General features: G+C 43.7%; 24 protein-coding genes and 1 pseudogene. 23 read left to right on the forward strand and 2 right to left on the reverse strand.

Annotation, left to right across the window (positions count from 1 at the left end; all coding sequences use genetic code 11):
- Positions 1–131: 131 nt before the first annotated feature.
- From GSF13_RS11830 to GSF13_RS11930, 21 genes and pseudogenes are all read left to right on the forward strand, one after another.
- Positions 132–2,219 carry a flagellar hook-length control protein FliK gene (locus GSF13_RS11830; protein WP_211868475.1) on the forward strand — a complete coding sequence of 696 codons (2,088 nt, stop codon included), beginning with the start codon at positions 132–134 and terminating at the stop codon, positions 2,217–2,219.
- Between the two features lie 43 nt (positions 2,220–2,262).
- Positions 2,263–2,787, forward strand: coding sequence for a flagellar basal body-associated protein FliL (fliL, locus tag GSF13_RS11835; protein ID WP_010606360.1), 525 nt, complete (start codon positions 2,263–2,265; stop codon positions 2,785–2,787).
- A gap of 10 nt (positions 2,788–2,797) precedes the next feature.
- On the forward strand, positions 2,798–3,892 hold the full coding sequence (gene fliM / locus GSF13_RS11840) for a flagellar motor switch protein FliM (RefSeq protein WP_010606361.1): 1,095 nt from the start codon (positions 2,798–2,800) through the stop codon (positions 3,890–3,892).
- A 72-nt stretch (positions 3,893–3,964) separates the two neighbouring features.
- On the forward strand, positions 3,965–4,363 hold the full coding sequence (gene fliN, locus GSF13_RS11845; RefSeq protein WP_010606362.1) for a flagellar motor switch protein FliN: 399 nt from the start codon (positions 3,965–3,967) through the stop codon (positions 4,361–4,363).
- A complete protein-coding gene (gene fliO, locus GSF13_RS11850; protein WP_029215856.1) occupies positions 4,363–4,821 on the forward strand; it encodes a flagellar biosynthetic protein FliO in 459 nt (152 codons plus the stop codon). Before fliN ends, fliO begins: the two co-directional genes overlap by 1 nt.
- A complete protein-coding gene (gene fliP, locus GSF13_RS11855) occupies positions 4,814–5,551 on the forward strand; it encodes a flagellar type III secretion system pore protein FliP (RefSeq protein WP_010606364.1) in 738 nt (245 codons plus the stop codon). The genes fliO and fliP overlap by 8 nt, the downstream gene beginning before the upstream one ends.
- 1 nt (position 5,552) lies before the next feature.
- Positions 5,553–5,822 carry a flagellar biosynthesis protein FliQ gene (gene fliQ, locus GSF13_RS11860; protein WP_010369116.1) on the forward strand — a complete coding sequence of 90 codons (270 nt, stop codon included), beginning with the start codon at positions 5,553–5,555 and terminating at the stop codon, positions 5,820–5,822.
- 2 nt (positions 5,823–5,824) lie between these two features.
- On the forward strand, positions 5,825–6,604 hold the full coding sequence (gene fliR, locus GSF13_RS11865; protein WP_010606365.1) for a flagellar biosynthetic protein FliR: 780 nt from the start codon (positions 5,825–5,827) through the stop codon (positions 6,602–6,604).
- A gap of 9 nt (positions 6,605–6,613) precedes the next feature.
- Positions 6,614–7,743, forward strand: a pseudogene (flhB, locus tag GSF13_RS11870) (flagellar biosynthesis protein FlhB).
- Between the two features lie 83 nt (positions 7,744–7,826).
- Complete coding sequence (flhA, locus tag GSF13_RS11875; RefSeq protein WP_211868477.1) at positions 7,827–9,929, forward strand: flagellar biosynthesis protein FlhA; 2,103 nt, start codon at positions 7,827–7,829, stop codon at positions 9,927–9,929.
- Between the two features lie 19 nt (positions 9,930–9,948).
- Entirely contained in the window at positions 9,949–11,424 is a 1,476-nt protein-coding gene (gene flhF / locus GSF13_RS11880; RefSeq protein ID WP_211868479.1) for a flagellar biosynthesis protein FlhF, read from the forward strand.
- Positions 11,417–12,277, forward strand: coding sequence for a MinD/ParA family protein (locus tag GSF13_RS11885; protein ID WP_010606369.1), 861 nt, complete (start codon positions 11,417–11,419; stop codon positions 12,275–12,277). The genes flhF and GSF13_RS11885 overlap by 8 nt, the downstream gene beginning before the upstream one ends.
- A gap of 2 nt (positions 12,278–12,279) precedes the next feature.
- Positions 12,280–13,014, forward strand: coding sequence for an RNA polymerase sigma factor FliA (locus GSF13_RS11890; RefSeq protein ID WP_010369105.1), 735 nt, complete (start codon positions 12,280–12,282; stop codon positions 13,012–13,014).
- 42 nt (positions 13,015–13,056) lie between these two features.
- On the forward strand, positions 13,057–13,440 hold the full coding sequence (cheY, locus tag GSF13_RS11895; protein ID WP_010369104.1) for a chemotaxis response regulator CheY: 384 nt from the start codon (positions 13,057–13,059) through the stop codon (positions 13,438–13,440).
- Positions 13,441–13,460: 20 nt separating this feature from the next.
- Positions 13,461–14,237 (forward strand): protein phosphatase CheZ, encoded by a 777-nt coding sequence (locus GSF13_RS11900; protein ID WP_010606370.1) that lies wholly within the window; start codon positions 13,461–13,463, stop codon positions 14,235–14,237.
- 13 nt (positions 14,238–14,250) lie between these two features.
- On the forward strand, positions 14,251–16,476 hold the full coding sequence (locus GSF13_RS11905) for a chemotaxis protein CheA (RefSeq protein ID WP_211868481.1): 2,226 nt from the start codon (positions 14,251–14,253) through the stop codon (positions 16,474–16,476).
- Positions 16,477–16,550: 74 nt separating this feature from the next.
- Entirely contained in the window at positions 16,551–17,693 is a 1,143-nt protein-coding gene (locus GSF13_RS11910; RefSeq protein ID WP_010606372.1) for a chemotaxis response regulator protein-glutamate methylesterase, read from the forward strand.
- A 130-nt stretch (positions 17,694–17,823) separates the two neighbouring features.
- Positions 17,824–18,594, forward strand: a complete 771-nt coding sequence (locus GSF13_RS11915; RefSeq protein ID WP_010606373.1) for a ParA family protein — start codon at positions 17,824–17,826, stop codon at positions 18,592–18,594.
- Between the two features lie 8 nt (positions 18,595–18,602).
- Positions 18,603–19,364, forward strand: a complete 762-nt coding sequence (locus GSF13_RS11920; RefSeq protein WP_211868483.1) for a chemotaxis protein CheW — start codon at positions 18,603–18,605, stop codon at positions 19,362–19,364.
- 24 nt (positions 19,365–19,388) lie between these two features.
- A complete protein-coding gene (locus GSF13_RS11925; RefSeq protein WP_102056492.1) occupies positions 19,389–19,886 on the forward strand; it encodes a chemotaxis protein CheW in 498 nt (165 codons plus the stop codon).
- Complete coding sequence (locus tag GSF13_RS11930; RefSeq protein WP_102056493.1) at positions 19,887–20,318, forward strand: DUF2802 domain-containing protein; 432 nt, start codon at positions 19,887–19,889, stop codon at positions 20,316–20,318. It abuts the gene before it with no gap.
- A gap of 290 nt (positions 20,319–20,608) precedes the next feature.
- On the opposite strand, the gene GSF13_RS11935 is transcribed toward GSF13_RS11930, so the two are convergent.
- On the reverse strand, positions 20,609–20,905 hold the full coding sequence (locus GSF13_RS11935; protein ID WP_174168559.1) for an EscU/YscU/HrcU family type III secretion system export apparatus switch protein: 297 nt from the start codon (positions 20,903–20,905) through the stop codon (positions 20,609–20,611).
- A gap of 4 nt (positions 20,906–20,909) precedes the next feature.
- Entirely contained in the window at positions 20,910–23,363 is a 2,454-nt protein-coding gene (locus GSF13_RS11940) for a flagellar hook-length control protein FliK (RefSeq protein WP_211868484.1), read from the reverse strand.
- 103 nt (positions 23,364–23,466) lie between these two features.
- Between GSF13_RS11940 and ccmA the strand changes: the two genes are divergently transcribed.
- Both ccmA and ccmB read left to right on the forward strand, forming a co-directional pair.
- Positions 23,467–24,090, forward strand: a complete 624-nt coding sequence (gene ccmA, locus GSF13_RS11945) for a cytochrome c biogenesis heme-transporting ATPase CcmA (protein WP_081489968.1) — start codon at positions 23,467–23,469, stop codon at positions 24,088–24,090.
- Positions 24,090–24,776 (forward strand): heme exporter protein CcmB, encoded by a 687-nt coding sequence (gene ccmB, locus GSF13_RS11950; RefSeq protein ID WP_010606377.1) that lies wholly within the window; start codon positions 24,090–24,092, stop codon positions 24,774–24,776. Before ccmA ends, ccmB begins: the two co-directional genes overlap by 1 nt.
- Position 24,777 lies beyond the last annotated feature (1 nt).

Below are 24,777 nucleotides of genomic sequence, written 5' to 3' on the forward strand. Positions count from 1 at the left end.
ATATGCTTCGTAATAATTAGCGTTTTATTATTTAGGTAGTTCACTCGTAAAAGTCACTAATATTCATAGTGTTGGTTTTTAATGGTGTATTACAACGGCAGGACATTGCCACTTTATGAGGTAGCTTTAAGATGAATCTAATGCTTGCATCCATACTGCAACGAGGCAGTAACGAGGTTGATATTAAAGAAAAATCCCAAGAGACAGATGCTGAGGGTTCTGAGGACAGCTCTGGGTTTAGTGCTTTAATGGCTGAGTTAGCCGAGCAAGAGAGTGCAAACAAGCAGGTAAAAGAGTCTGCAGATCCTGTAACCTCAGAGCTGGATGCGCCAATAGATAGCGAAGTCGCATCAGATGATGCTCCGCAGTCAGATAGTAAAGCACAAGTCTCTTCCTCTAAGCTGCAAGGGGAAGTACCAACTTCTACTGTTAGCTACACTGACAAAGGCCTGGTAGTTGCGGACAAACCGCTTCCTGATCCCCCGGATAATGACTTATATGCTCAGATCAACGCTGCAAAACAGCAGAGCACTTCATTGAGCCAAACCCCAACAGCAATTGCGCAATCAGTCAAAGAAGCGTTGGGCAATGCTTCTGCGGCTGATGAAGAGGTTGTAGCTAGCGATAGTGCACTATCTCAGGAGCAGCTACAAGACGAAGCCAGTCCACTCATTCGAGGGGGGAAAGGCCAAACTGAAAACGCCGGCACTAAGCCAACCTCGTTATTACAGCAGGCAACTTCTATGGACAGCCAAGACTCAGAAGGTGAGGTTGCTAAACCTTCGTTATTGAATGACAGTTCAGAAGCTAAAGAACAAACATTACAGCCTAAGTTGCAAAAGGATACTAGCACTCAAGCCTTGGTTACCAATACAAACATAGAAAAACGGGATCCAAGCGCTAATAAGCCAGTCGAGTCTCAAGTTGAAAGTGAGTCTGAAACCGCGCAACAGAAAGGACTCTTAGCCGCTAAGAAATCAGAGCTTGCTCAATCTGTTTCTTCATCTGAAGCTAAGCAATCAGAAACAAAGCAAATCATTTCTGAGGCGAGTACACAAACCGCGAAAGACAAAAACGCAGTAAGTACAAAAAGCACTACAGATGTGCAAACCATGGTAGAAAAGTTGACCGTACAGCAACAACAAGAATTAAAAGCCGTGATGGCTGGTAAGCTGGATATTTATGATGCGTCACCAAGTGTACAAAAAGCCGTAGCTCAATTAATTGGTAAAGGTGTTGATATCGAAAATGTACAGAAATTTAAAGCATTTGTGCCATCCTCTGTCGTAACACAAACTTCAACAAACACCCCGCAAGAAGCTGCTACGGATGTTAAAGATACTACCCAAGCGTCTTTTAATGTAAATAGCGCGCAAGAAAAGTCTAACAATAGTGAGCAGCAGGCCGTGGTAGTTAAAGAGGGTGAACGTGCTGAAAAAAATATAGCTGTAAATAAATTGGCTAGCGATGAAAAGTTAGCAGCAGAAAAGCAAAATTCAGAAAAACAGAGCTTAGAAAAACAAATAAGTGAAAAGGTAGTTGATAAAGAAAATAGTAAGCTGATGCAAGCGGAAGCAAGCATCGCGAAAGAGGCGGTTAAAAATGAGCGTCAATCGGCTAATACTGCAGCAGCGATACCAAATCAAGTTAAGCCTGAAGCAAGTCCTGTAAGTGTATCGCAAGACACTAGCTCACTAAACCAAACACTGAAAGAAGTTCAGCAAATTCAACAGTCTCAGCCAACAAACCAAAGCACAACACAGACAAAGCAAGCGACAGATGCTAATCTTCAACAGGCGATTAACATAGCACGTCAAGATGCCGCTAAAGAGCTGCATCAACGGGTAGGGTTGATGCTTAACCTTAACAATAAGGAAGCTGAGATTCGCTTAGACCCGCCAGAGCTTGGGGCGATGCAAATTCGAATAAAAAGCGATGCAGAGCAGGCTCAAGTGAATATTGTGGTGCAAAATCAGCAAGCTAAAGAATTACTAGAGCAATCACTGCCAAGACTAAGAGAAATGTTAGCTGAGCAGGGTATTGAACTGGGTGACAGCCAAATATCACATCAGCAAGGTGGAAATACTGAATCAGAGTCGCAAACTGCTGGTGGCAATACGAGTGGACAGCAAACTCTAGGTGATGAATCGGGGGTTTCTGACAATCCACAACCATCACAAAAGAGAAATACTGATTCTGCAATAGATTACTATGCCTAACACCTGCTATTATTGTAATTAATAAAGATCATAAGGGCTTGCTATGGCTGAAGAAACCGACTTAGAAATAGAAGAAACGGGTGGTTCCAAGAAAAAGCTGATTATCATTATTGTCGCTGCGGTATTGGTGCTCGGCGGTGTCGCAGGATTTTTCTTATTTTCAGGCTCAGATGCGCCAGAAGAATCCTTAGCAGAAGAAACGACAGCAAGCGAAGTTAAAGCGGAGCAAGGTAGCGCTGCGCAAATGGGGAGTGCACTGTACGTTGCCATGCCCCGTCCCTTTGTTTTCAATGTACCTGGTGCAAGTCGCGATAGAATTGTGCAAATTAAAGTTCAGCTGCTGGTTCGCGGTGATGTTAATGAAGAAGTAGCAAAGAAGCATATTCCCTTGATTGAAGGTACTTTACTTAGCGTGTTTTCAACGACTACCGCTGATGAGTTAAGCACAAGTGCAGGTAAAGAAACTTTGCGCTTAACGGCGCTAGATAAAGTCCAAGCTGCGATGGAAGGGGTTGAAGGTAGCAAAGTAATCGAGCGTGTGTTGTTTACTGGCTTTGTAATGCAATAAGGTAGTATTTGTGAGCGATTTATTATCCCAAGACGAAATTGATGCGCTACTCCATGGTGTAGATGAAGTCGAAGAAGACGAAATCGGTGATAGTGGTGACGGCGAAGGCGCTGGTGCCTTACAGTATGACTTTTCGTCTCAAGATAGGATTGTGCGTGGGCGGATGCCGACGCTTGAAATCGTTAATGAACGATTTGCCCGCCATATGCGGATAAGCCTTTTCAACATGATGCGCCGCACCGCTGAAGTGTCTATCAATGGTGTGCAAATGCTTAAGTTTGGCGAGTATATTCATACTCTGTTCGTTCCTACCAGCTTGAATATGGTGCGCTTTAGGCCACTAAAAGGTACTGGCCTGATAACCATGGAAGCCCGGTTGGTTTTTATCCTTGTAGACAACTTTTTTGGTGGAGATGGTCGTTATCATGCCAAGATCGAGGGGCGTGAGTTTACACCTACAGAACGTCGTATCGTTCAGATGCTACTTAAGATCATCTTTGAAGATTACAAAGAAGCCTGGGCACCGGTTATGGATGTGTCGTTTGAATATCTTGACTCCGAGGTTAACCCCGCGATGGCGAATATTGTATCGCCAACCGAAGTGGTAGTGATTAGCTCTTTTCATATTGAATTAGATGGTGGAGGGGGCGATTTCCATATTTCATTACCTTATTCGATGTTGGAACCAATTCGAGAGTTACTCGATGCTGGTGTGCAATCAGATACGGAAGACACCGATCTGCGTTGGAGTAAAGCGCTTCGTGATGAGATTATGGATGTTGAAGTTGAGATTTCCTCTCAGTTGCTGGAAGTGGACCTATCGCTTGAACAAATAATGAAACTTCAAGCTGGCGATGTTATTCCTGTGGAAATGCCAGAGCATGTCACCGTATTTGTAGAAGAGCTGCCAACCTTTAGAGCTAAAATGGGCCGCTCTCGTGATAATGTTGCTTTACAGATCAGTGAAAAAATTAAACGACCAGAATCAGTGAAGTCTGAGCTTCATGTGTTTACCAAAGGTGGTAAAAAACTCGATTCAGATGCTGAGCTGGCAGAATTAGAAGAAGATCTGCATCTTTCCGAAGGTGTGGATTTAGATTGGTAGTCGTGAGGTTGCACAAGCAATATCATGAGACTAATTATGGACAACAAATTAACTTAATCAGGTAGTAATCCAATGAGCGATGATCAAGATACTATGGACGAATGGGCGGCAGCACTAGCTGAAGCCGAAAGTGCCGAAGGTGGCAGTGAGCCAGAAGTTGCAGAGTTAGATGAACTCAAAGATTCAGCGCCTGCATTATCGTCAGATGAAAAACGTAAACTCGATACCATTTTAGACATTCCAGTTACCATTTCGATGGAAGTTGGCCGCTCTAAAATTAATATTCGTAACTTATTACAGCTAAATCAGGGCTCTGTTGTTGAGTTGGATCGAGTAGCTGGTGAACCGCTAGATGTACTTGTTAACGGTACATTGATTGCACACGGTGAAGTAGTTGTAGTAAACGACAAGTTTGGTATTCGCTTAACGGACGTTATTAGTCAGGTTGAGCGTATTAAAAAGCTACGTTAATGCGCTGGGGTTGGTGTGTAGCTTTGTGTGGCTTCGCTTCATACGCGAGTGCTGCCGTTGCAACGACTTCAGGAGTAGTACCTAAGTCTTCTGTAGGGGCAGGTACTGCGGGGTTAAGCTCGGAACTACTCTCCATGGGATTGTCCTTGGTGTTGGTGATCTTACTTATTCTGGGGTTAGCATTTGTGCTGAAGCGTTTAAATCCCAACATCGTAAACCAAAAGGACTTTAAGGTGATCCGCAGTATATCGCTCGGTACGAAAGAACGCTTGCTGGTTGTAGAGTTGGATGATAAACAGCATTTACTCGGAGTAACACCAAATAATATCAATTATTTATATCAGCTAGAAACACCACTGGATGATGTTAGCCGAACGCCATTTGCAAACGAGCTACAAAAGTTTTTAACGGGAAAAGGGCAAGTAGCCAATAACCAAAATAAGAAAAGCCATGACTAGATTGCTGATACTCTGTTTATTACTGTTTTCTGGGGTAGCTTCTGCAGAAGGGATAGAAGCAATAAACGTTACAACAAACCCTGATGGCTCTCAAGAGTACTCAGTGACACTTCAAGTGCTCGCCATTATGACGGCGCTGAGTTTTATTCCAGCCGCTGTTATCATGATGACTTCGTTTACTCGAATAATTGTTGTACTTGCGATTTTGAGACAAGCGATTGGTCTACAGCAATCGCCATCGAATCAAATTTTACTCGGTTTATCGTTGTTTTTGACGCTATTTATAATGGCACCTATATTTTCGCAGATAAATGATGAGGCTGTGCAGCCGTATATAAAAGAAGAAATCACGTCAATCCAAGCGCTTGAACGTGCCAAAGAACCCATGAAAGCTTTCATGTTGTCACAAACTCGAATTAAAGACCTGGAAACCTTTGCTAAAATAGCGGGCTATGACAAGCTTGATAGCCCTGAGGATACGCCGTTTATCGTTATTATTCCGGCCTTCGTTACATCTGAGCTGCAAACGGCTTTTATTATCGGCTTTATGTTCTTTATTCCATTTTTGATAGTCGACTTAGTTGTAGCCAGTGTCTTGATGGCCATGGGTATGATGATGTTATCGCCAATGATAGTTTCCTTGCCGTTTAAGATTATGCTTTTTGTGCTCGTCGACGGTTGGAGTTTGGTCATGGGGACACTGGCCAGAAGCTTCGGATTGGGGGTGTAATGTGGAACCAGAAGTCTTTGTCGATATCTTAAGTGATGCATTGTTTTTAGTCATCAAGCTGGTGGCGGCGATTGTAGTACCTGGGCTTCTAGTTGGTTTAGTTGTTGCTGTGTTTCAAGCTGCAACATCAATTAACGAGCAAACATTAAGCTTTTTACCGCGTTTAATTATCACGATTCTGGCCCTTATTTTTGGTGGCCATTGGTTAACTCAAGAACTGATGGACTATTTTAACCTCGTGGTTATGCGAATTCCTGAAATCGCAGGTTAGCCATGGAGTTCACCTTTGCGGTAATCATGCAGTGGCTAAGTGATTTTTTACTTCCACTGGTGCGGATAAGCTCAATGATAATGGTAATGGCGGGGCTTGGGGCACAAAGTGTGCCGGCTCGAATTAAGTTTGCGCTCGCTGTGGTTGTTACTTTCGCCGTGGTGCCCGTTTTGCCCAAATCAGAATTTACCGATTTGTTCTCCTTTTCGATGATTTTGGTTGTTATTCAAGAAATGATGACCGGAGTCGCAATTGGTTTTGGCTCTCTATTGCTTTTAAATACTTTTATCATTGCGGGTCAAATCCTTGCTATGCAAACAGGTCTTGGTTTCGCATCTGTTGTAGATCCGGCCAATGGATTAAGTGTCCCAGCAGTTGGTCAGTTCTATTTAATATTAGCGACATTACTGTTTTTTGTTTATAACGGCCATCTGATGATGATCCAAATGGTAGTGTATAGCTTCGAAAGCTTTCCCATTGCAGGTAATTGGTGGGTGGTAGATAATTTTTGGAGAATCGTTAATTGGGGGGGCTGGATGTTTTCTACGGCACTGGCTCTTGCATTAGCTCCATTAACGGCAATGTTGGTTATCAATATCTCGTTTGGGATCATGACCAGAGCTGCACCTCAGATGAATATTTTCTCTGTAGGGTTTGCTTTTACGCTGGTTGCAGGTCTTACCATTATTTGGGCGACACTGGGTAACTTCTTAGCACAATTTGAGTTTCAATGGCTCAAAATGACGGAGCTGATGTGCGATCTAATTGGTTGTACGGTTTAGGAGTTTGAAATGGCAGAAGATTCAGGTCAAGAACGCACCGAAGAACCCACCTCCAAGAAGATAAGTGATGCGAGGAGTAAAGGTCAGGTAGCCCGTTCAAAGGAGTTGGGGACTACGTTTGTCTTGTTGTTTTCTGCTATCGCTTTACTGATGTATGGTCCTGGTATAGGGAAGGCGCTTTACAACGTGATGGGGCGAATGTTGTCGCTTAATCGCAATGAAACCTACGATACAACCAAAATGTTTGCTGTGTGGGGGATATTGGCGCTGAGCTGTTATTCCCAATGGCTATGTTCGTTTTTATTATCGCAATTGCTGGAATAGTGGGGAATACGTTACTCGGTGGCTTTAACTTTTCTTGGCAAGCGGCCGCACCTAAAGCAAGTAAAATGTCACCTATGAAGGGACTGAAGCGAATGTTGGGCCCACAAGCGGCCATTGAGTTATTGAAGTCAGTTCTTAAGTTTGTATTGGTAGCAGGTTTTGCAATCTTGCTTATCAATATGTATTTTAATGAAATATTGCACTTGAGTATTGAACAAATCCCATCGAGTATAGAGCATGCGTTAGAAATCATTGCGTGGATGTTCTTAGCACTTAGTTGCACCATGATCATTATTTCAGCGATTGATGCCCCTTATCAAAGCTACAATCACCATAAACAGCTTAAAATGACGCTACAAGAAGTCAAGGATGAATATAAAAACTCAGAAGGTGATCCGCAAATAAAAGCGCGGATCCGCCGCACGCAAAGAGAAATGTCGCAACGACGTATGATGCAAGATGTACCCGATGCCGATGTTGTTGTGACTAACCCTACTCACTATTCGGTTGCGCTTAAATACGATACTGAACGAGCGGGGGCGCCTATTGTTATTGCAAAAGGGGTTGATGAGCTTGCGATGCAAATTAGAAAAATAGCCAAAGGAAATGAAGTACCAATAGTAGAGTCTCCGGTATTGACTCGTTCACTTTATCATACAACCGAAGTAGGTGATCAAATCCCTGAACAATTGTTTACCGCGGTTGCACAGGTACTTGCTTATGTATTTCAGCTGAATCGTTTCCAAAAGGGTAAAGGGAAAAGACCTGTTGCACTTACTCGAGATTTACCAATCCCAGACGATTTAAAGCACTAAAATTGCTCTTATAAAAATAAGCTATTAATTGGAACGCATATTGCATTTGTTGCTATGTGTCAATTTTTTGCTTGTGTTAAGTTATGGAATTTAAAGCGGTTTTACAACAACTCAATCGAGATAAAAAAGAATATGCTAAAGGTGTGGGTACTCCATTGTTGGTGCTTGCAGCACTTGGCATGGTTATTCTGCCGCTACCTCCTTTTTTGCTTGATATTCTATTTTCCTTCAACATTGCATTGGCACTTGTGGTGCTATTGGTGACTGTTTATACCTTGAAGCCACTCGAATTTGGTATGTTTCCGGCGGTACTACTGATCGCGACTATCATGCGATTGGCATTAAACGTAGCGAGTACTCGAGTCGTATTACTTGAAGGTCATAATGGTGGTGATGCGGCAGGTAAGGTGATCGAAGCCTTTGGTAGCGTTGTTATTGGTGGTAACTACGCTGTCGGTTTAGTTGTATTCCTTATCCTTATTATTATTAACTTTGTTGTAATTACCAAAGGTGCAGGTCGTATTTCTGAGGTGTCTGCGCGTTTCACCCTCGATGCTATGCCGGGTAAGCAAATGGCCATTGATGCGGATTTAAATGCCGGTTTTATCTCTGCAGATGACGCTAGATCCCGTCGTGAAGAAGTGACTCGAGAAGCCGATTTTTACGGTTCAATGGACGGTGCAAGTAAATTTGTTAAAGGTGATGCTATCGCAGGTATCGTGATCCTTGCTATTAATATAATAGGTGGCCTTTTCGTTGGGATGATCCAGCATGATTTAAGCTTTGGTCACGCGATGGAAGTTTATACCATGCTGACGATTGGTGACGGTCTGGTCGCGCAAATTCCTTCTCTTTTACTCTCAATTGGTACTGCAATTGTCGTAACGCGTCAAAATGAATCGCACAACATGGGCGATCAGTTTAAAAACCAACTGGGTAATGAAAAATCGCTGGCTATTGCTTCAGGTATTTTGATCACCATGGGACTCGTTCCTGGCATGCCACATGTTGCCTTCTTAGGGTTAGGTGTATTACTTGGCTATATAGCCTATTACACAAGTCAGCAAAAGAAAAAGGCGGAAATCGAAAAGGCGGAACAAGCTGCCAAAGGACCTGCTGCGAAAGGAGGCCATCAACAAGATCAAAAAGAGCTTGGTTGGGATGATGTACAACCTGTTGATGTGATTGGTTTAGAGGTAGGTTATCGCCTAATCCCTCTAGTTGACCAAGCCCAAGGCGGGGAGCTTCTCAGTCGTATTAAAGGGGTGCGTAAAAAGCTATCTCAGGAACTGGGCTTTTTAGTACCGCCGGTACATATTCGCGATAACCTAGAATTAGATCCAAATGCATACAATATTACTTTAATGGGAGTTGGCTCAGGAACCGGTGAGTTGAAGCATGGCGATGAGCTCGCAATTAACCCAGGGCAGGTGTTTGGGCCGATTAAAGGCATAGAGACTAAAGACCCTGCATTTGGCTTAGATGCAGTATGGATTAAACCAGATCAAAAAGATGAAGCGCATTCACTTGGCTATACAGTAGTAGATGCTGCAACTGTGGTGGCAACACACATTAGTCAATTATTGACGAATAATGCGTCACTATTGCTTGGTCATGAAGAAGTTCAAAATCTATTAGACATGCTTGCGAAAAGTCACCCTAGATTAGTTGAAGGCTTAGTGCCTGATATTTTACCACTCACTACCGTAGTAAAAGTACTACAAAATCTGCTTAATGAAGGCGTTGCAATTCGAGATATGCGCTCGATTGTACAAACCTTAGTTGAGTACGGACCACGTAGCCAAGACCCTGATGTATTAACGGCTGCGGTAAGAATTTCATTACGCAGATTGATTGTTCAAGATGCCGTTGGAAGCGAAGAAGAAATTCCTGTCATAACATTGGCACCTGAGTTGGAACAGATGTTGCATCAGTCACTTCAGAACGCAGGTGATGAGGGGGCAGGTATTGAACCTGGCTTGGCTGAGAGGCTTCAAGAATCATTAAGAGAAGCACATCACAACCAAGAAATGCTAGGGGAGCCGTCCATCTTATTAACCTCAGGTATGTTAAGAAGTGTACTGTCTCGATTTGTTAAACATACAATTCCAGGTCTTCGAGTGATGTCATATCAAGAAGTGCCGGAAGAAAGACAAATTAAGATAGTGAGCTCGGTTGGACAATAGAGGATAAAGGGGCTGTAACATGAAAATTAAACGTTTCTTCGCAAAAGATATGCGTACGGCTTTAAATGAAGTAAAAGAAGAGCTTGGTGCTGATGCTGTCATCATGTCTAACAAAAAGTTAGCAGATGGTGTTGAAATCGTCGCAGCAGTTGATAATGACCGTGCTGCTGCACCTGTTAAGCAAGCTCCAGCTGCCCGTGCGACTGCCTCAAACGAGGCTCCGACCCGCTTTGTCCGTCCAGAGCCTCGCCAAGCACAGCCAGCAAAACAAGCGCAAGTTGCCGATAGCTTAGCGGCATTGCTAGAGCGTCAAGCGCCGCGTCCTCGCTCACCAGAACTTGCTTCTATGTTCTCCCAGTCGGGGATTGATACAGAGCAAATGTTAAGCAGCCAACGTAAAACACAAACTGCTGCGCCGGCGTACCAAGCGAAGCCACAGCAAGCTCGTCGCCAATCTTTTGACTTTGATGATGATGGATTTGAGCAACCACAGCAGTGGAGCGAGTCTGATGAATTAGACAACGGTTTTGGTGATGATTTACCTGAGTTAAATGCCAAGCCTGACGAAATGAGTGCAATGCGCGAAGAAATGAACGCTATTCGTCAATTACTTGAACATCAAGTATCTGGTCTAATGAAACAAGAAATGGCTCGTCGCGATCCAACCCGTGCGTGCCTTGTAGATCGTCTGGAAGGAATGGGCATAGACAAAGACGTTGCAGAGCAAATGGCATGTTTTATCCCTGATGATGTGTCTCGTAAAGAAGCTTGGGACGCGCTGTTGAATATGGTAATTAACCAAATGCACACCACCAACAATGATATTCTTCGTCAAGGTGGCGTATTTGCAATGGTTGGTCCAACAGGTGTTGGCAAAACCACAACGGTTGCAAAATTAGCGGCATTAGGCGCACAAAAATACGGTGCAGATAAAGTGGCGCTAATAACCACCGATACCTATAGAATTGGCGCTTACGAGCAACTAGCTACCTATGGTAGAATCATCGGTTGTCCGGTTAAACAAGTTAAAGATGCAAATGAACTTGCAGAAGTGCTTTATCATTTACGCAATAAGCGTCTAGTATTAATAGATACGGCGGGAATGAGTCAAAGAGATTTGCGCTTAACTGAACAGTTAAATACACTTATGCGTAGCGCGAGTGTAGATATTCGTAGCTATTTAGTGTTGAGTGCGACAGCACAGATGAATGTGTTACAAGAAACAGTAAGACACTTCAAAAAAGTAAATTTAAGTGGCTGTATTTTCACAAAACTTGATGAAAGTCTAAGTTTGGGTGAGATAATTAGCATAGCGATTCAAAATCGCTTGCCAATAGGGTATCTTACCAACGGTCAGCGAGTGCCAGAAGACATTCGCGTAGCAAATGCTCAAAAGCTAGTAAAAAAGGCTGAGCAATTGTATTTAAAAAGAATAAAAGCACAGCACTCTCGACGTGTACCTGTAGCGTCAGAGTCAGTAGGAATGTATGATTAACACAGTTTTAGATCAAGCAAGTGGCCTGCGTAGAATGAGTCAAAATAGCAACCAGGGTGTAAAAGTAATAGCCGTGACCGGTGGTAAAGGTGGGGTGGGTAAAACCAATGTCTCGCTCAATACTGCCATCGCTATGGGCCAACAAGGACAGCGAGTTCTCGTTTTAGATGCGGACTTGGGCTTGGCAAACTGTGATGTGATGTTAGGGCTCCGAGTAGAAAAGAACCTTTCACATGTGTTGTCGGGTGAATGTGAACTAGATGAGATTCTCGTAGAAGGTCCCGCTGGTATCAAAATTGTGCCAGCTACTTCGGGTTCTCAAAGCATGGTGGAGTTGACTCCCGCAGAGCATGCTGGACTTATTCGCGCATTTAGCGAGCTTAACACTCAATTTGATGTTTTAATTGTTGATACCGCAGCTGGTATCTCAGATATGGTTCTGAGCTTCTCTCGAGCTGCACAAGATGTGATGGTTGTTGTGTGTGATGAACCGACTTCTATTACGGATGCTTATGCGTTGATCAAAGTTTTAAGCAGAGAGCATGGCGTTTATCGTTTTAAAATAGTTGCCAATATGGTCCGCAGTATGCGTGAAGGGCAAGAATTATTTGCTAAACTTTCAAAAGTTACAGACCGTTTTCTTGATGTAGCATTGGAATTAGTGGCCACAGTACCATTTGACGAAAACATGCGTAAGTCCTCTCGTAGACAAAGAGCAATCGTGGATTTATTTCCGAGCTCTCCAGCAGCAGTTGCAATTAAAGGACTTGCTGCCAAGGCAGTTAAATGGCCAATTCCTCATCAACCTTCCGGTCATCTAGAATTTTTCATTGAACAACTTGTAAACGGGTGATTATGGCTTCTCCGGTCAACAGAGCTGCGGGATATCAAACTTCTGACCATATCCATAAAGTGGTCGAGAGGCATGCTCCACTTGTCAAAAAAGTGGCATGTCACCTGATCGCTCGGCTTCCGGCAAGTGTGCAGCTCGACGATCTAATTCAATCAGGTATGATTGGATTGATTGAAGCATCTAAAAATTTCGATGCTACTAAAGGTGCTAGTTTCGAGACCTTTGCGGGGATACGCATCCGAGGTGCAATGCTAGATGAAATCCGTCGCGGAGATTGGGCCCCTCGGTCCGTACATAAAAACAGCAGAATGGTAGCCGAAGCGATATCTGAGCTCGAATCTCTCCTTGGCCGCGAACCAAAAGACACTGAAATCGCTGAAAAACTTGATATATCTTTAGATGAGTACCATCATATTTTACATGATGTAAATGCAAGTAAAGTCATCGGCATTGAGGATCTAGGGGTTGATGAAGATGTGATAACCCCAGCAAACAGCGATTTTGCGCTAGACAAACCGTTTAATAACGTTAAAAATGAACGTTTTAACGAGTCTTTAGTAAATGCTATCAAAGCACTACCCGAAAGGGATGCTCTGGTGTTGTCACTTTACTATAACGACGAAATGAATTTAAAAGAGATTGGTGCCATCCTTGATGTCAGTGAATCTCGAGTAAGCCAAATTCACGGTCAGGCAATGATAAAGCTCAAAGCTAAAATCAATGACTGGATAAATTAGAGTACATAAAATAGTTGGGTTCGAACCTCACTGGAGGAAGTTTTGGATAAGAACATGAAGATTCTCGTGGTTGATGATTTCTCTACTATGAGAAGAATAATCAAAAACCTATTAAGAGATTTAGGCTTTACCAATGTTCAAGAAGCTGATGATGGTAGTACAGCACTTCCGATGCTACAAAATCAGGAGTTTGACTTTGTAGTAACTGATTGGAACATGCCGGGCATGCAAGGTATTGATCTGCTTCGTGCAATACGCGCAGATGAAAAGCTTAAGCACATTCCAGTGTTGATGGTTACCGCAGAAGCGAAAAAAGAACAAATTGTTGCAGCAGCGCAAGCTGGGGTGAACGGATATATTGTTAAACCGTTTACTGCAGGTACGCTCAAGACTAAGCTTGAAAAAGTATTTGAGCGACTAGGCTAAACAGCAAGGGGATATGGCCTATGTCTGTAAATGCTGCGCCGCAAATTACACTTGAACAAGCCAAGCAACTTGTTGAGCTACTAGAGCAAGGTGAACAAGAAAAAGCTGACCAGCTGATTTTAGAAGCTGCTAACAAAGAGCAATCGGAGTTATTTGCAGAAGTTGGAAAGCTAACTCGCCAATTACACGAGTCCTTGAAGAACTTTGAGCTGGATACTCGACTCTCAGATCTCACGACAGAGGCTATACCTGACGCCAAGCAGCGTCTTAATTATGTTATGGAAATGACAGAAAGCGCTGCTAATAAAACGATGGACGCGGTCGAAGAAAGCTTACCTCTTGCGCAGAATCTTGCGGATGAGTTAGCACAAATAAAGCCCACTTGGGATCGGTTGATGAGCAGAGATATTCAACTCGGTGAGTTTAAATCTCTGTGTCATGATCTCGACAGCTTTATGCAGACTTCAAAGACACGTACAGACGAATTACAAGGCTTAATGACTAATGTGCTGATGGCGCAAGACTATCAGGATTTGACTGGGCAGGTCATCCGTCGAGTCATTGAGCTTGTGAGAGAAGTAGAAGATAGTCTCATTCACCTTCTAACTGTGTTTGGTACTTCGGATGAAGCGCCTGCTGTTGCAGAAAATGCGAATGAAAACGAAATAAAAACAACTGAGACTATCAGTGATGAATTGTCTGGACCTGAAGGTCCAATTATTGACGCTGAATCGCGAGATGACGTGGTTTCTGGTCAAGACGAAGTCGATGACTTGCTATCTAGTTTAGGCTTCTAGTTGGAGAGTGTGTATGAGCTTTGAAGTCGATGAAGATATCTTGCAGGACTTTCTTGTTGAAGCAGGCGAAATATTAGAACTGTTATCTGAACAGCTTGTTGAACTAGAAAATAATCCCGAAGATAAAGAACTTCTCAATGCGATTTTCCGTGGCTTCCATACTGTTAAAGGTGGAGCAGGCTTCCTCGGTATGACCGAACTGGTTGATGCCTGTCACGGTGCAGAGAACGTGTTTGATGTACTAAGACAAGGGCAGCGAAAAGTAACGTCAGAATTAATGGATGTTATTTTGCAATCTTTGGATACGATCAACGAAATGTTCGCTTGTATTCAAAACCGAGAGGAACCCGAAGCTGCCGATCCTGTGTTGCTTGAAACCCTCCATAAACTCAGCCAACCAGCATCTGAAGACGAAGTCAGAGAAGTGATTGAGGAACCTGTTTCAGAGCCTGAATCTGTTGTACCAGATTTAAGTGCGGATGATATTCTATTCGATGCGGACGCAGATTCAGGCGATGATAGCGGCTCTAGCATTGATGAGATAACAGAAGAAGAATTTGAAAATCTATTAGATGAGTTACACGGCTCTGGTAATGCGCCTGCTGTCGCACCAGCGGCTAAACCTGAAACGGTGTCAACTGCAGATGACGGCGATATCACCGATGACGAGTTCGATAATCTCTTAGATGAACTCCATGGGGTTGGGAAATTTGGTGGAGCACCAAATGCAGAAGATGCGGCTACTCCTCAAGCCAGTGAGCCTGCGGCTAAAGCAACGTCATCAGGCGCTGCGAGTGTGCCCTCTGGAGATGAAGAAATTACCGATGATGAGTTTGAGGCTTTGCTTGACGAACTTCATGGTAAAGGCAGTGCTCCTAAAGCGGTAGATGAATTGCCGACAGATATCTCAGAAGCTGAGCCAGCTCAACCTGAGCCTGCTAAAGCTGCGCCACCTCCGAAACCTGCTCCAAAGCCTGCGCCTAAAGTTGAAGCTAAACCTGCGACTCCAGCCCCGCAAAAAGAGCCAGAGCCTGCAAAAGCTTCTGCGCCAGCAGCTGCAAAGAAACCTGCTGCGCAAGCTGAGACTACAGTGCGAGTTGATACCAAACGTCTTGATGAAATCATGAATATGGTTGGCGAATTAGTATTGGTGCGTAACCGCTTGGTTAGTTTAGCGAATAACACCAACAGCGAAAGCATGGGTAAAGCTATTTCGAACCTTGATGTAGTGACCGCAGACTTGCAGGGCGCTGTGATGAAAACGCGGATGCAGCCGATCAAAAAGGTATTTGGTCGTTTCCCTCGAGTGGTGAGGGACCTTGCGCGTAGCTTGAAAAAAGAAATCAACCTGGTTTTACAAGGTGAAGAGACAGATTTAGATAAAAACCTTGTTGAGGCGCTCGCAGATCCATTGGTTCACTTAGTGAGAAACTCAGTGGATCACGGTATTGAAATGCCTGATGTGCGCGAAGCATCGGGTAAGCCAAGAATGGGGACTGTCACGTTGTCAGCATCTCAAGAGGGGGATCATATTCTTCTCACCATCCGAGATGATGGCGCCGGTATGGATCCTGAAAAGCTCAAGAAAATTGCTATAAATAAAGGCGTTATTGACTCCGATCAAGCAAGCCGATTGTCTGATACTGAAGCCTATAACTTGATCTTTGCACCTGGATTTTCAACAAAAGAACAAATTTCAGATATTTCTGGTCGCGGTGTAGGGATGGACGTTGTTAAAACGAAAATCACTCAATTGAATGGCTCGGTAAACATCCAATCAGAATTGGGTGTTGGTACCGTATTAGAGATAAAAGTGCCGCTTACACTGGCTATTTTGCCTACCTTGATGGTGGTAGTCGGAGAACAAACGTTTGCGTTACCACTTGCCGGTGTGAACGAGATCTTCCATTTAGATTTGACTAAAACGAATGTAGTTGATGGTCAATTGACTATTATAGTGAGAGAAAAGGCGATCCCGTTATTTTATCTTGAGCATTGGTTGGTAAAAGGTGCTAATAGGGGCATGAGAAAGGCTGAAGGCCATGTTGTTATTGCTCAAATCGGTACCAAGCAAGTCGGTTTTGTGGTTGATTCTCTGATAGGCCAAGAGGAAGTCGTAATCAAACCATTAGATGCTTTGTTACAAGGTACACCAGGTATGGCCGGTGCGACCATCACATCTGATGGTGGTATTGCGCTAATCCTTGATGTCCCCAACTTATTAAAACACTACGCCTAATTTTATTAGGCGTAGTTCGAATTCTAGAGCAGCATGTGCTGCTCTGCTGTAGAGCAAATTAAAGAGCGTTGCCAATGGCAGTTAAAGTGTTAGTCGTAGACGACTCCAGTTTTTTTCGTCGTCGAGTCAGTGAAATTTTAGAAAAAGACAGTGAAATCAAAGTTATAGATTTTGCAGTTAATGGAAAGGAGGCGGTTGAAAAGGCCGCTTCATTGCGTCCAGATGTCATTACTATGGACGTAGAGATGCCTGTGCTTGATGGGATCAGTGCGGTGAAGCAGATCATGCAGGCTACTCCGACCCCAATCTTAATGTTTTCTTCGTTAACTCGTGAAGGCGCTAGTGCTACGTTAGATGCACTGGATGCGGGCGCTGTAGATTTTTTACCGAAAAAGTTTGAAGACATTGCCCGCAATAGCGAAGACGCAATTAAATCGTTACAAAACAAGGTAAAGGAAATTGGCCGCCGCCGAGTTAGCCGCTTTACTCGCCCTAGTATCGCGACTCCGCCAAAGCGCGTCGAGTCTAGAGCAACTCGCGCTGACACTGGAAGAGCAACGATCCCTCAACCGGATAGAAGTTTTCAGAGACCGGTATCTGGTGGCACATCCAGTGCTGCGGGTGCTAGAGCATCAGGTAAGAAATATGGACTGGTTGCAATTGGTACATCAACAGGTGGACCCGTTGCACTGCAGACAATATTGACGCAGTTGCCAGCAAACTTTCCTCATCCAATTTTACTTATCCAGCATATGCCAGCCGCATTTACACCTGCGTTTGCAGCAAGATTAAATAGTTTATGCCAGATTAAGGTTAAAGAAGCAGAACAGGGTGATAGATTAATGCCAGGCATGGCCTATCTAGCGCCTGGCGGCAAGCAAATGCTGGTTGAAAATCGCGGTGGTAGTAAGACACTAAAAGTGTTTGAAGATGATAGTCCAAGGATCACCTATAAACCCAGCGTTGATGTGACATTTGCAAGTGTTGCAAAAGCCTATGGTGGCGACACGTTAGCGATTGTATTAACGGGGATGGGCGCTGATGGTCGAGATGGCGCTCGTATGCTAAAACAGGTTGGTGCCACCATTTGGGCGCAAGATGAAGCGACTTGTGTCGTTTATGGGATGCCTCAAGCAGTCGCTGGCGCTGGACTTTCGTCTGATAGTATCGCGCTACAAGACTTTGCTGCAAGAATTAATAAAGAAGCTGGTAACTAATAGGCTAAGCCACGATTTGGTTATTTTGCTTGAAGCTTGTAAATATCAAACGTCTAAAAAGAATGAATAACATTGAGTTGGTATAGTATCTATTGAACGCAATCAATAGTGATAAGCAAAGGAATATAGAGTGAAAATTTGGACAGTAGCAAATCAAAAAGGTGGCGTGGGTAAAACCACGACAACGGTGAGCTTAGGAGGCATTCTTGCTGAACAAGGTCATCGGGTTTTGCTTATTGATACCGATCCACATGCTTCACTTACATATTACTTTGGTATTGATTCTGAAGAGTTGGAAGTCAGTGTGTATGATATTTTTGCACGCGGCAGCAGCATGACGAGTGAAGAAATTTTACAGTCTCTTTGCCCTTCGACTATTGAAAATTTGGATATTCTGCCTGCTACTATGGCCATTGCTACGCTTGATCGTAGCATGGGTAATAAAACGGGCATGGGACTTATCTTAAAGAAATCGCTCGAAAAGATAGCGGATCAATATGACTATGCTATTTTAGACTGTCCACCAGTGCTCGGGGTATTGATGGTAAATGCATTAGCAGCGAGTGAGCGAATTTTGGTACCGGTTCAAACTGAATTTTTGGCGTTGAAGGGACTAGATAGAATGATGCGCACGATGGAGCTAATGCAGTCTTCACAGCAGAAACAGTACCAATATACTATTATTCCAACTATGTATGATAAACGGACTAAAGCGTCGTTGGAGGCGTATAAAACGTTGCTGGAAACATACAAAGATGCCGTTTGGCCAGGCGTGGTTCCTGTAGATACCAAGTTTAGGGATGCAAGCCTTGCACAACAAGTCCCTGTACAATTTTGTCCTAAATCACGAGGCGTGTTCGCTTATCGTGCACTATTGGACTATTTGAAGCAGTTAAGCTAGAGAGCATAATGAGTAAGCATTTATTTGCAAATGAGAAGGTGATGAAGCAGTATCTTGGTGCCCTGTTGCAAGAGGAGCCAGAGATTGAACAATGCGAATTGTCACCAGTTGCAAAGCTACTTGAACAAGTAAAAGAACCAGAATCAGAACTTGAGGAAATAGAATCCTCAGTCGTAGTTGCAACAGAACCTCTGGAGTCAGTGAGTGAAGTTATTCAAGAACAGCCGAGTAAATTGGCTCATGATCTTGAAGTCACTGAAAATACATCTATTATCAAAGAACAGGCAACGATAGAGTCTGTTTCTGCAAGGGAAGCCTATCAAGAAGGTGAATTTCAGGCATTGTTTTTTGAAGTGGCAGGCTTAACACTGGCGGTTCCGCTGAAATCACTTGGGGGAATACACCAACTGGGCGAAGTTAATCAACTCTTTGGTAAACCTAAATGGTTTAAGGGTGTGATGCTAAATCGTGAAGAAAAACTCAATGTTGTTGATACTGCACGATGGGTGATGCCTGAAAAGTTAACGCCAGAATTAGAAGATACGCTGGATTACCAGTATTTGATTACACTTGGGGATAGTAACTGGGGACTGTTAGCAGAAAAACTAGTCAACAACTTAACCCTCAAGCCTGAAGACATAAAGTGGCGCACAGCAGATGGTAAACGGCCTTGGTTGGCTGGAGTGATTAAAGAGAAAATGTGCGCGCTGATTGATGTAGAGAATTTAAACCGTTTGCTAGAACAAGGCCTCGATAGTCGAGAGCAGTAACTAGTATATTGATGGAGTGAAACCATGAGCCAAGATAGACTACTTTCTGCAGACAAAAATGCTGATAGTAATGATGAAGTATTGCAATGGGTTACTTACAAGCTTGAAGAGGAAACTTACGGTATCAATGTAATGCAAGTACAAGAAGTGCTGCGTTACACCGAAATTGCACCAGTCCCAGGTGCACCAAGCTACGTACTCGGGATCATTAATCTGCGTGGTAACGTTGTAACGGTTATAGACACGCGAGCTAGGTTTGGTCTACAAAGTGCTGAAGTAACGGATAATTCAAGAATTGTGATTATCGAAGCCGAAAAGCAAGTTATTGGTATCTTAGTAGATAGCGTTGCTGAGGTGGTTTACTTACGTAGCTCGGAAATTGACAGCGCGCCAAACATAGGTACCGAAGAGAGCGCTAAGTTTATCCAAGGCGTATCAAATCGAGAAGGCGAGCTGTTGATCTTAGTCGATCTTAATAAGCTATTAAACGATGATGAATGGGATGAGCTGAGTCATATCTAGATGTCTGAAGTAGTAAACGCACAAACCGTTTTACTCGTTATATCAATAACCTCAAGCATACTTGCGTTAGTATGCTTGAGGTTTGTTTTTGTGCTGAGTAAAAAACTACAGAATGCGCAGGGGCAAACAGCGCAACTTTCGAGCTCACTGCAGGGGTCTGAGCAACAAATAGCAATATTACGCAGCGAAGTTGCGGAGTTACGTGCCAGTATCATGAGTATTGGTAAGCGGGTGGTCGCAACCGAGCAAGAGTTAAATGACGTTGCGAATCAGCAAGCAGCACAGAAATATGATGACCCTGACGCTAAAATGTATTCTCGCGCCGTGAAAATGGTGGAGCTTGGTGCTGATATTGAAGAGGTGATGCACGAGTGTGAGTTGCCAAGAGCTGAGGCAGAGCTGCTCATGTCTTTACATAACAAATCAAAATGATTGTCTAGGGCCTGTTGACCTTTCAAGTTTGTTTTTGCAGCAGTTTGATTGGTATTTATACAAGGCAGAGCCTGCGTAGCATAGTTATTCTATGTAAGTTAGGCGATAACACAGAAGAAATTCCAATCAAGCGCTGCCCTTTGGGTTCCCCTGAGTGCGCTTTGTTCTTTGTTGCTCAACTTTTGCCTAGATTACTAGGCGGCAAGTCGAGCGTCGCGATCAAAACACACTCAGGAGAACAAAAATCAAACAGCAAAGGTCAACAGGCCCTAGAAAGTAGGAAATTTTGGCTATGCCTTAATATCTAACTTGCCACGAAAACCTTCCCAACCAGGTGGAAACTTACCACGCATAATGTAAGAAAAAGCGATGAGTTCAGCAATCACATAGTAGAGTTCCTTTGGGATCTCTTGGTGTAACTCAAGTGCACTGAGTGTTTGTGCTAATGATTCATCCTCATGGATCATGATGTTTTTCTCTTTTGCCAGCGCAATAATTTCCTCTGCTAGTTCGCCATATCCTTTAAAGGTGACCTGAGGTGCGCTACCAGCTTCATATAACAGCCCGATTGCAGATTTTTGTGTCATTTCTTTACACCTTAATGTTGATAATTGCGTGTTCATTAAAGAACTTATCTTGAAAGCTGGCTTCTTCCCTAAGGCCTATCTCTGCGACTTGTAGCCCATGAGATGCTAACTTATGTCTGAGCGTTGCCAAATGTGGCTCTGCGAGCTGCTTGACCTGATTGGAGGTGGCTACTAATGCACATTCCAGGGCTTTATCCATCAGCTCGGCTTGGGCATGGATCTGACCTTTTTCTGCAAAATCAAAACAAAGACGAATAAACCACACAGACTTTTCCGGCATACCAGGTTTCGGCGACTTTTTATATTCACCTATTTGTAATTGTGTTTGCTGTTGCTCTTGTCCTACTTTGGTGGGAAAGAGTAGGTTAATAATTAACTGTGCTTCGCTGTCTTGTTTCGCAGAGTTGGTGGTTGTAGTTTGTGATTGTTGCGGTTGTAGTTGGTTATGCAATTGTCCTAATTCGTTTAACAGCTCTTTTGCTTGTGGTTGTTGTAGCGCTTCAGTTGTTTGCTTGGGTGAGGTCAACTTCAGTTGTGGTAGCAGCGCATCCAGTAAAGCTTGTATTTTTTGCGTTGCTTGCTCATTGCTCTGAGTTTGGTTTGCCACCTGACTACCTAATAGCGACACAATTAAACGGTCCAACATTTGTGTAAAGCTCGATTGAGCTAAACTTGTTGGCGTGTTAGCAAAGGTTGCCATGCCCAGTTGGCTTTCTAACTGGTTTTTAACGGTGAGCGCGTTGACTGAACGGTCATCAAGCAAGCGCGAAAATGCTTGATTGACTAATTTCTGCAATTCAGGCGTTTGTTTGAATGTATCTGCTTTGACGAGCTTTTCGATGGTTGCAGAAGCTTGGCGTAACATGTTTGGTGTGTTTTCTTTTTGTTCGGCCTTAGTCATGGGCAGAGTAAGCAGAGCTTCAATTACCCCTTTAGTTTGATTGCTGGTAGGCTGCGGTACTTGAGAAGGCGTAGCGGTTACTTTTGTGCCTTGTGAATGTGTTGTAGATTGCAACTGGAACGTTTTAGCCGAATCTACAGGCGCAGAACTCGCTTTACGATAAAGCGGCCGCGCTAAGACTTGTGTCAGCTGTTCAACTTGCTTATTGCTAAGCGACAGTTTACCCGTGAGAGTGTCCAATAATAAGGACAGGGCTTTTTGTTTCACCTCAAAATCAACCGGTGGCGCTTGATATTTTGGTGTTTCTGCGAGCTGGTGTTGTAAGTAACGAGCAATGGAGCTGGCTAACTTTTCGCTTTGCAAGGGGAAGTGACTTTTTTGCAACGGTAATGGTTGCTTTGCCATCAGCTCTGTAAGATTCAGTTTTATTTGGTTTGTGAGCTGTTGTAGTGGTGTGCTTGGTTTATTCTCATTGTGAGCACTTACTTTCTCACTTTGCATATACAGCACTGAGGTCGAACGACTCAAAACATGACTTTGGCCGTTCTTGACTGGGGAGTTCGCGGGCTGATCAACCTGATTTGTGAGTGGCTTCCCAAAAGGTCTTCCGATCAGTACTTGCAACGCTTTTACTACTGTTGACTTAATTTGTTGCAGATTGACTTCAAGTAACGGTTTGTCATACGCCAGCGTATGTACTGATGCTAAGCGTGACTCAAGCGGTAAGGGGGTTTCCTTATTCACTGCAGTGACTTGTTGCAGCAAAGCGCTAAGCGGCTTTATGGTCTCTACTTTTACTTGTTGTGTCGATTTTGTGATATCAATTCCATTGAAAGCCGTTTTTACTTCGCCTTTTTGCCATGTGGTTGCTGCAGGCCAGTTACTGCTTATTGGCGATAAGGTTATTGAACGGTCATGAATGTTAAGTGTTACTCCACTTGGCTGAGGCTTCACCTCAACACTGCTAAGTTGACTAGAGATAAGTTTTGCAATCATTGACTTAGGTAAAGCCGTACTAAACAGCAAGTCTTTAAATTGATTGACGACCTGCAAGGAAACATTACTTTGTTGGGCACTAAGATGCGCAATAAGTTTGTTTTCACTTGCGAGCAATTGTGCCACGGCTTGCGGAAGCGGTATTTTTAAATCAAGCACCTTGATGTGCAATGTGGCGTCTGGCAACGTGGTTGCTGAAGACTGTACTACTGGGCTTGGCGTGTGCGTCTTTAGCGTCGTTAAAATATCAAAAAGCTGTTTTGTCAGCGTTACTTGCGCTTGTAATTTGGGCGTTTGAAAGGTGACCACCTTGCCAGTTTCATCAATACTAACCTGTGCTTCTGGAAGCAGATTGGGCTGGGTTGGAGGCTTAAGCGCTAGTTGGATAGTTTGCCAGCGGCCATCAATTGCCACATCCATTTTTAGTTTATCGTTACTAATTTGGATATTCTTCGCTGCAAACGGTTGGTTTTTGGCTAAGTCTAATCTCGATACTTCGCTATTATCTGTGCTTATCACAGATGCTGTCGTCGTATTTGTTGTAATTGGCAGCTTATTCATTATTTTAAATCAAATTTTCGCTAATCGGTCGCATCGGATTATTCGTATTACCATACCATTATGTTAGACTAACGCCCAATTTTAGGTAAAGAGAAGCCCAAGTTTGCTAGAGATAGACGCCGTCACTTGTACCAAACAAGATAGATGCTTGTTTGACTCATTAAGTTTCACTCTCCATGCGGGGCAGATCATGCAAATTGAAGGCCCAAATGGTGCCGGAAAAACCTCTTTGTTGAGGATCATTGCTGGGTTCGCCAGAGCGGATGAAGGGCAGATCCGCTACAACAGCACTGATATCCGCGATGATTATGATTCATTCGCTGCCGATTTATTATTTATTGGTCATAAGACAGGTGTCAATCAACAACTTAGTGCCTACGAAAATGTTCAACATTGGCTTATGGTTCACGGCGCTCAGGCAGATGAAGAAGAAGTCTATACACTGCTTGCTAAGCTCGGCTTAATCGGACTTGAAGATGTACCTGTGCGGACATTGTCGGCAGGCCAACAGCGCCGTGTTGCATTAGTACGTTTGTGGCTTAATCAAGCCAAGCTTTGGGTGCTAGATGAACCATTTACTGCGCTGGATAAAAAAGGGGTCGCCATGTTGCAAACCCAGTTCCAGTCTCATCTCGACAAGGGGGGCGCCATTTTATTGACGACCCACCAAGATCTCACCGCACATTTTGCACAGTTACAAACCTTGGCGTTGGAGTACCGTTTGTAATGCAGACTCAACATTCTTATTGGTTAGCTTTTAAATCGGTTTATGCCAAAGATGTGACCTTGGCCTTTAGACAGCGCGCTGAGATAGTCAATCCTTTGTTGTTTTTCCTTATCGTGATCACCTTATTTCCGTTAGCAATTGGGCCCGAACCTGCGCTGCTTACCAGAATGGCTCCGGGTATTATTTGGGTAGCGGCGCTTTTATCGACTATGTTAGGTCTAGATAAATTATTTAGGGACGACTACAACGACGGCTCATTAGAGCAATTGATTGCTTCACCTTATCCATTATCGCTATCAGTATTAGCAAAAGTAGCAGCACATTGGACAGTTAGTGGTTTGCCAATGGTGGTGCTTGCGCCCTTGTTCGCGCTGTTAATGAATCTCGAGTCGCAATCTCTCAATGCGACTGTATTGACCTTACTGATAGGTACACCGTTATTAAGTTTTATTGGGGCCATTGGCGCAGGACTCACCGTTGCATTGCAAAAGGGTGGCATTTTAATGAGTTTACTCGTCCTTCCGCTTTATATCCCCGTATTGATTTTTGCAACGTCCGCCATAGATACCAGTAGCATGTCTTTAGCGTATGGTGGTCAGCTTGCAATCCTTGGTGCGATGCTTGCCGTCGCAATTGTTGCCGCACCAATTGCCATATCGTCAGCTTTAAGAGTGAGTGTAAGTTAAA

It is taken from the genome of Pseudoalteromonas sp. M8, from assembly GCF_018141365.1.
In the GTDB taxonomy this organism is placed as follows: domain Bacteria; phylum Pseudomonadota; class Gammaproteobacteria; order Enterobacterales; family Alteromonadaceae; genus Pseudoalteromonas.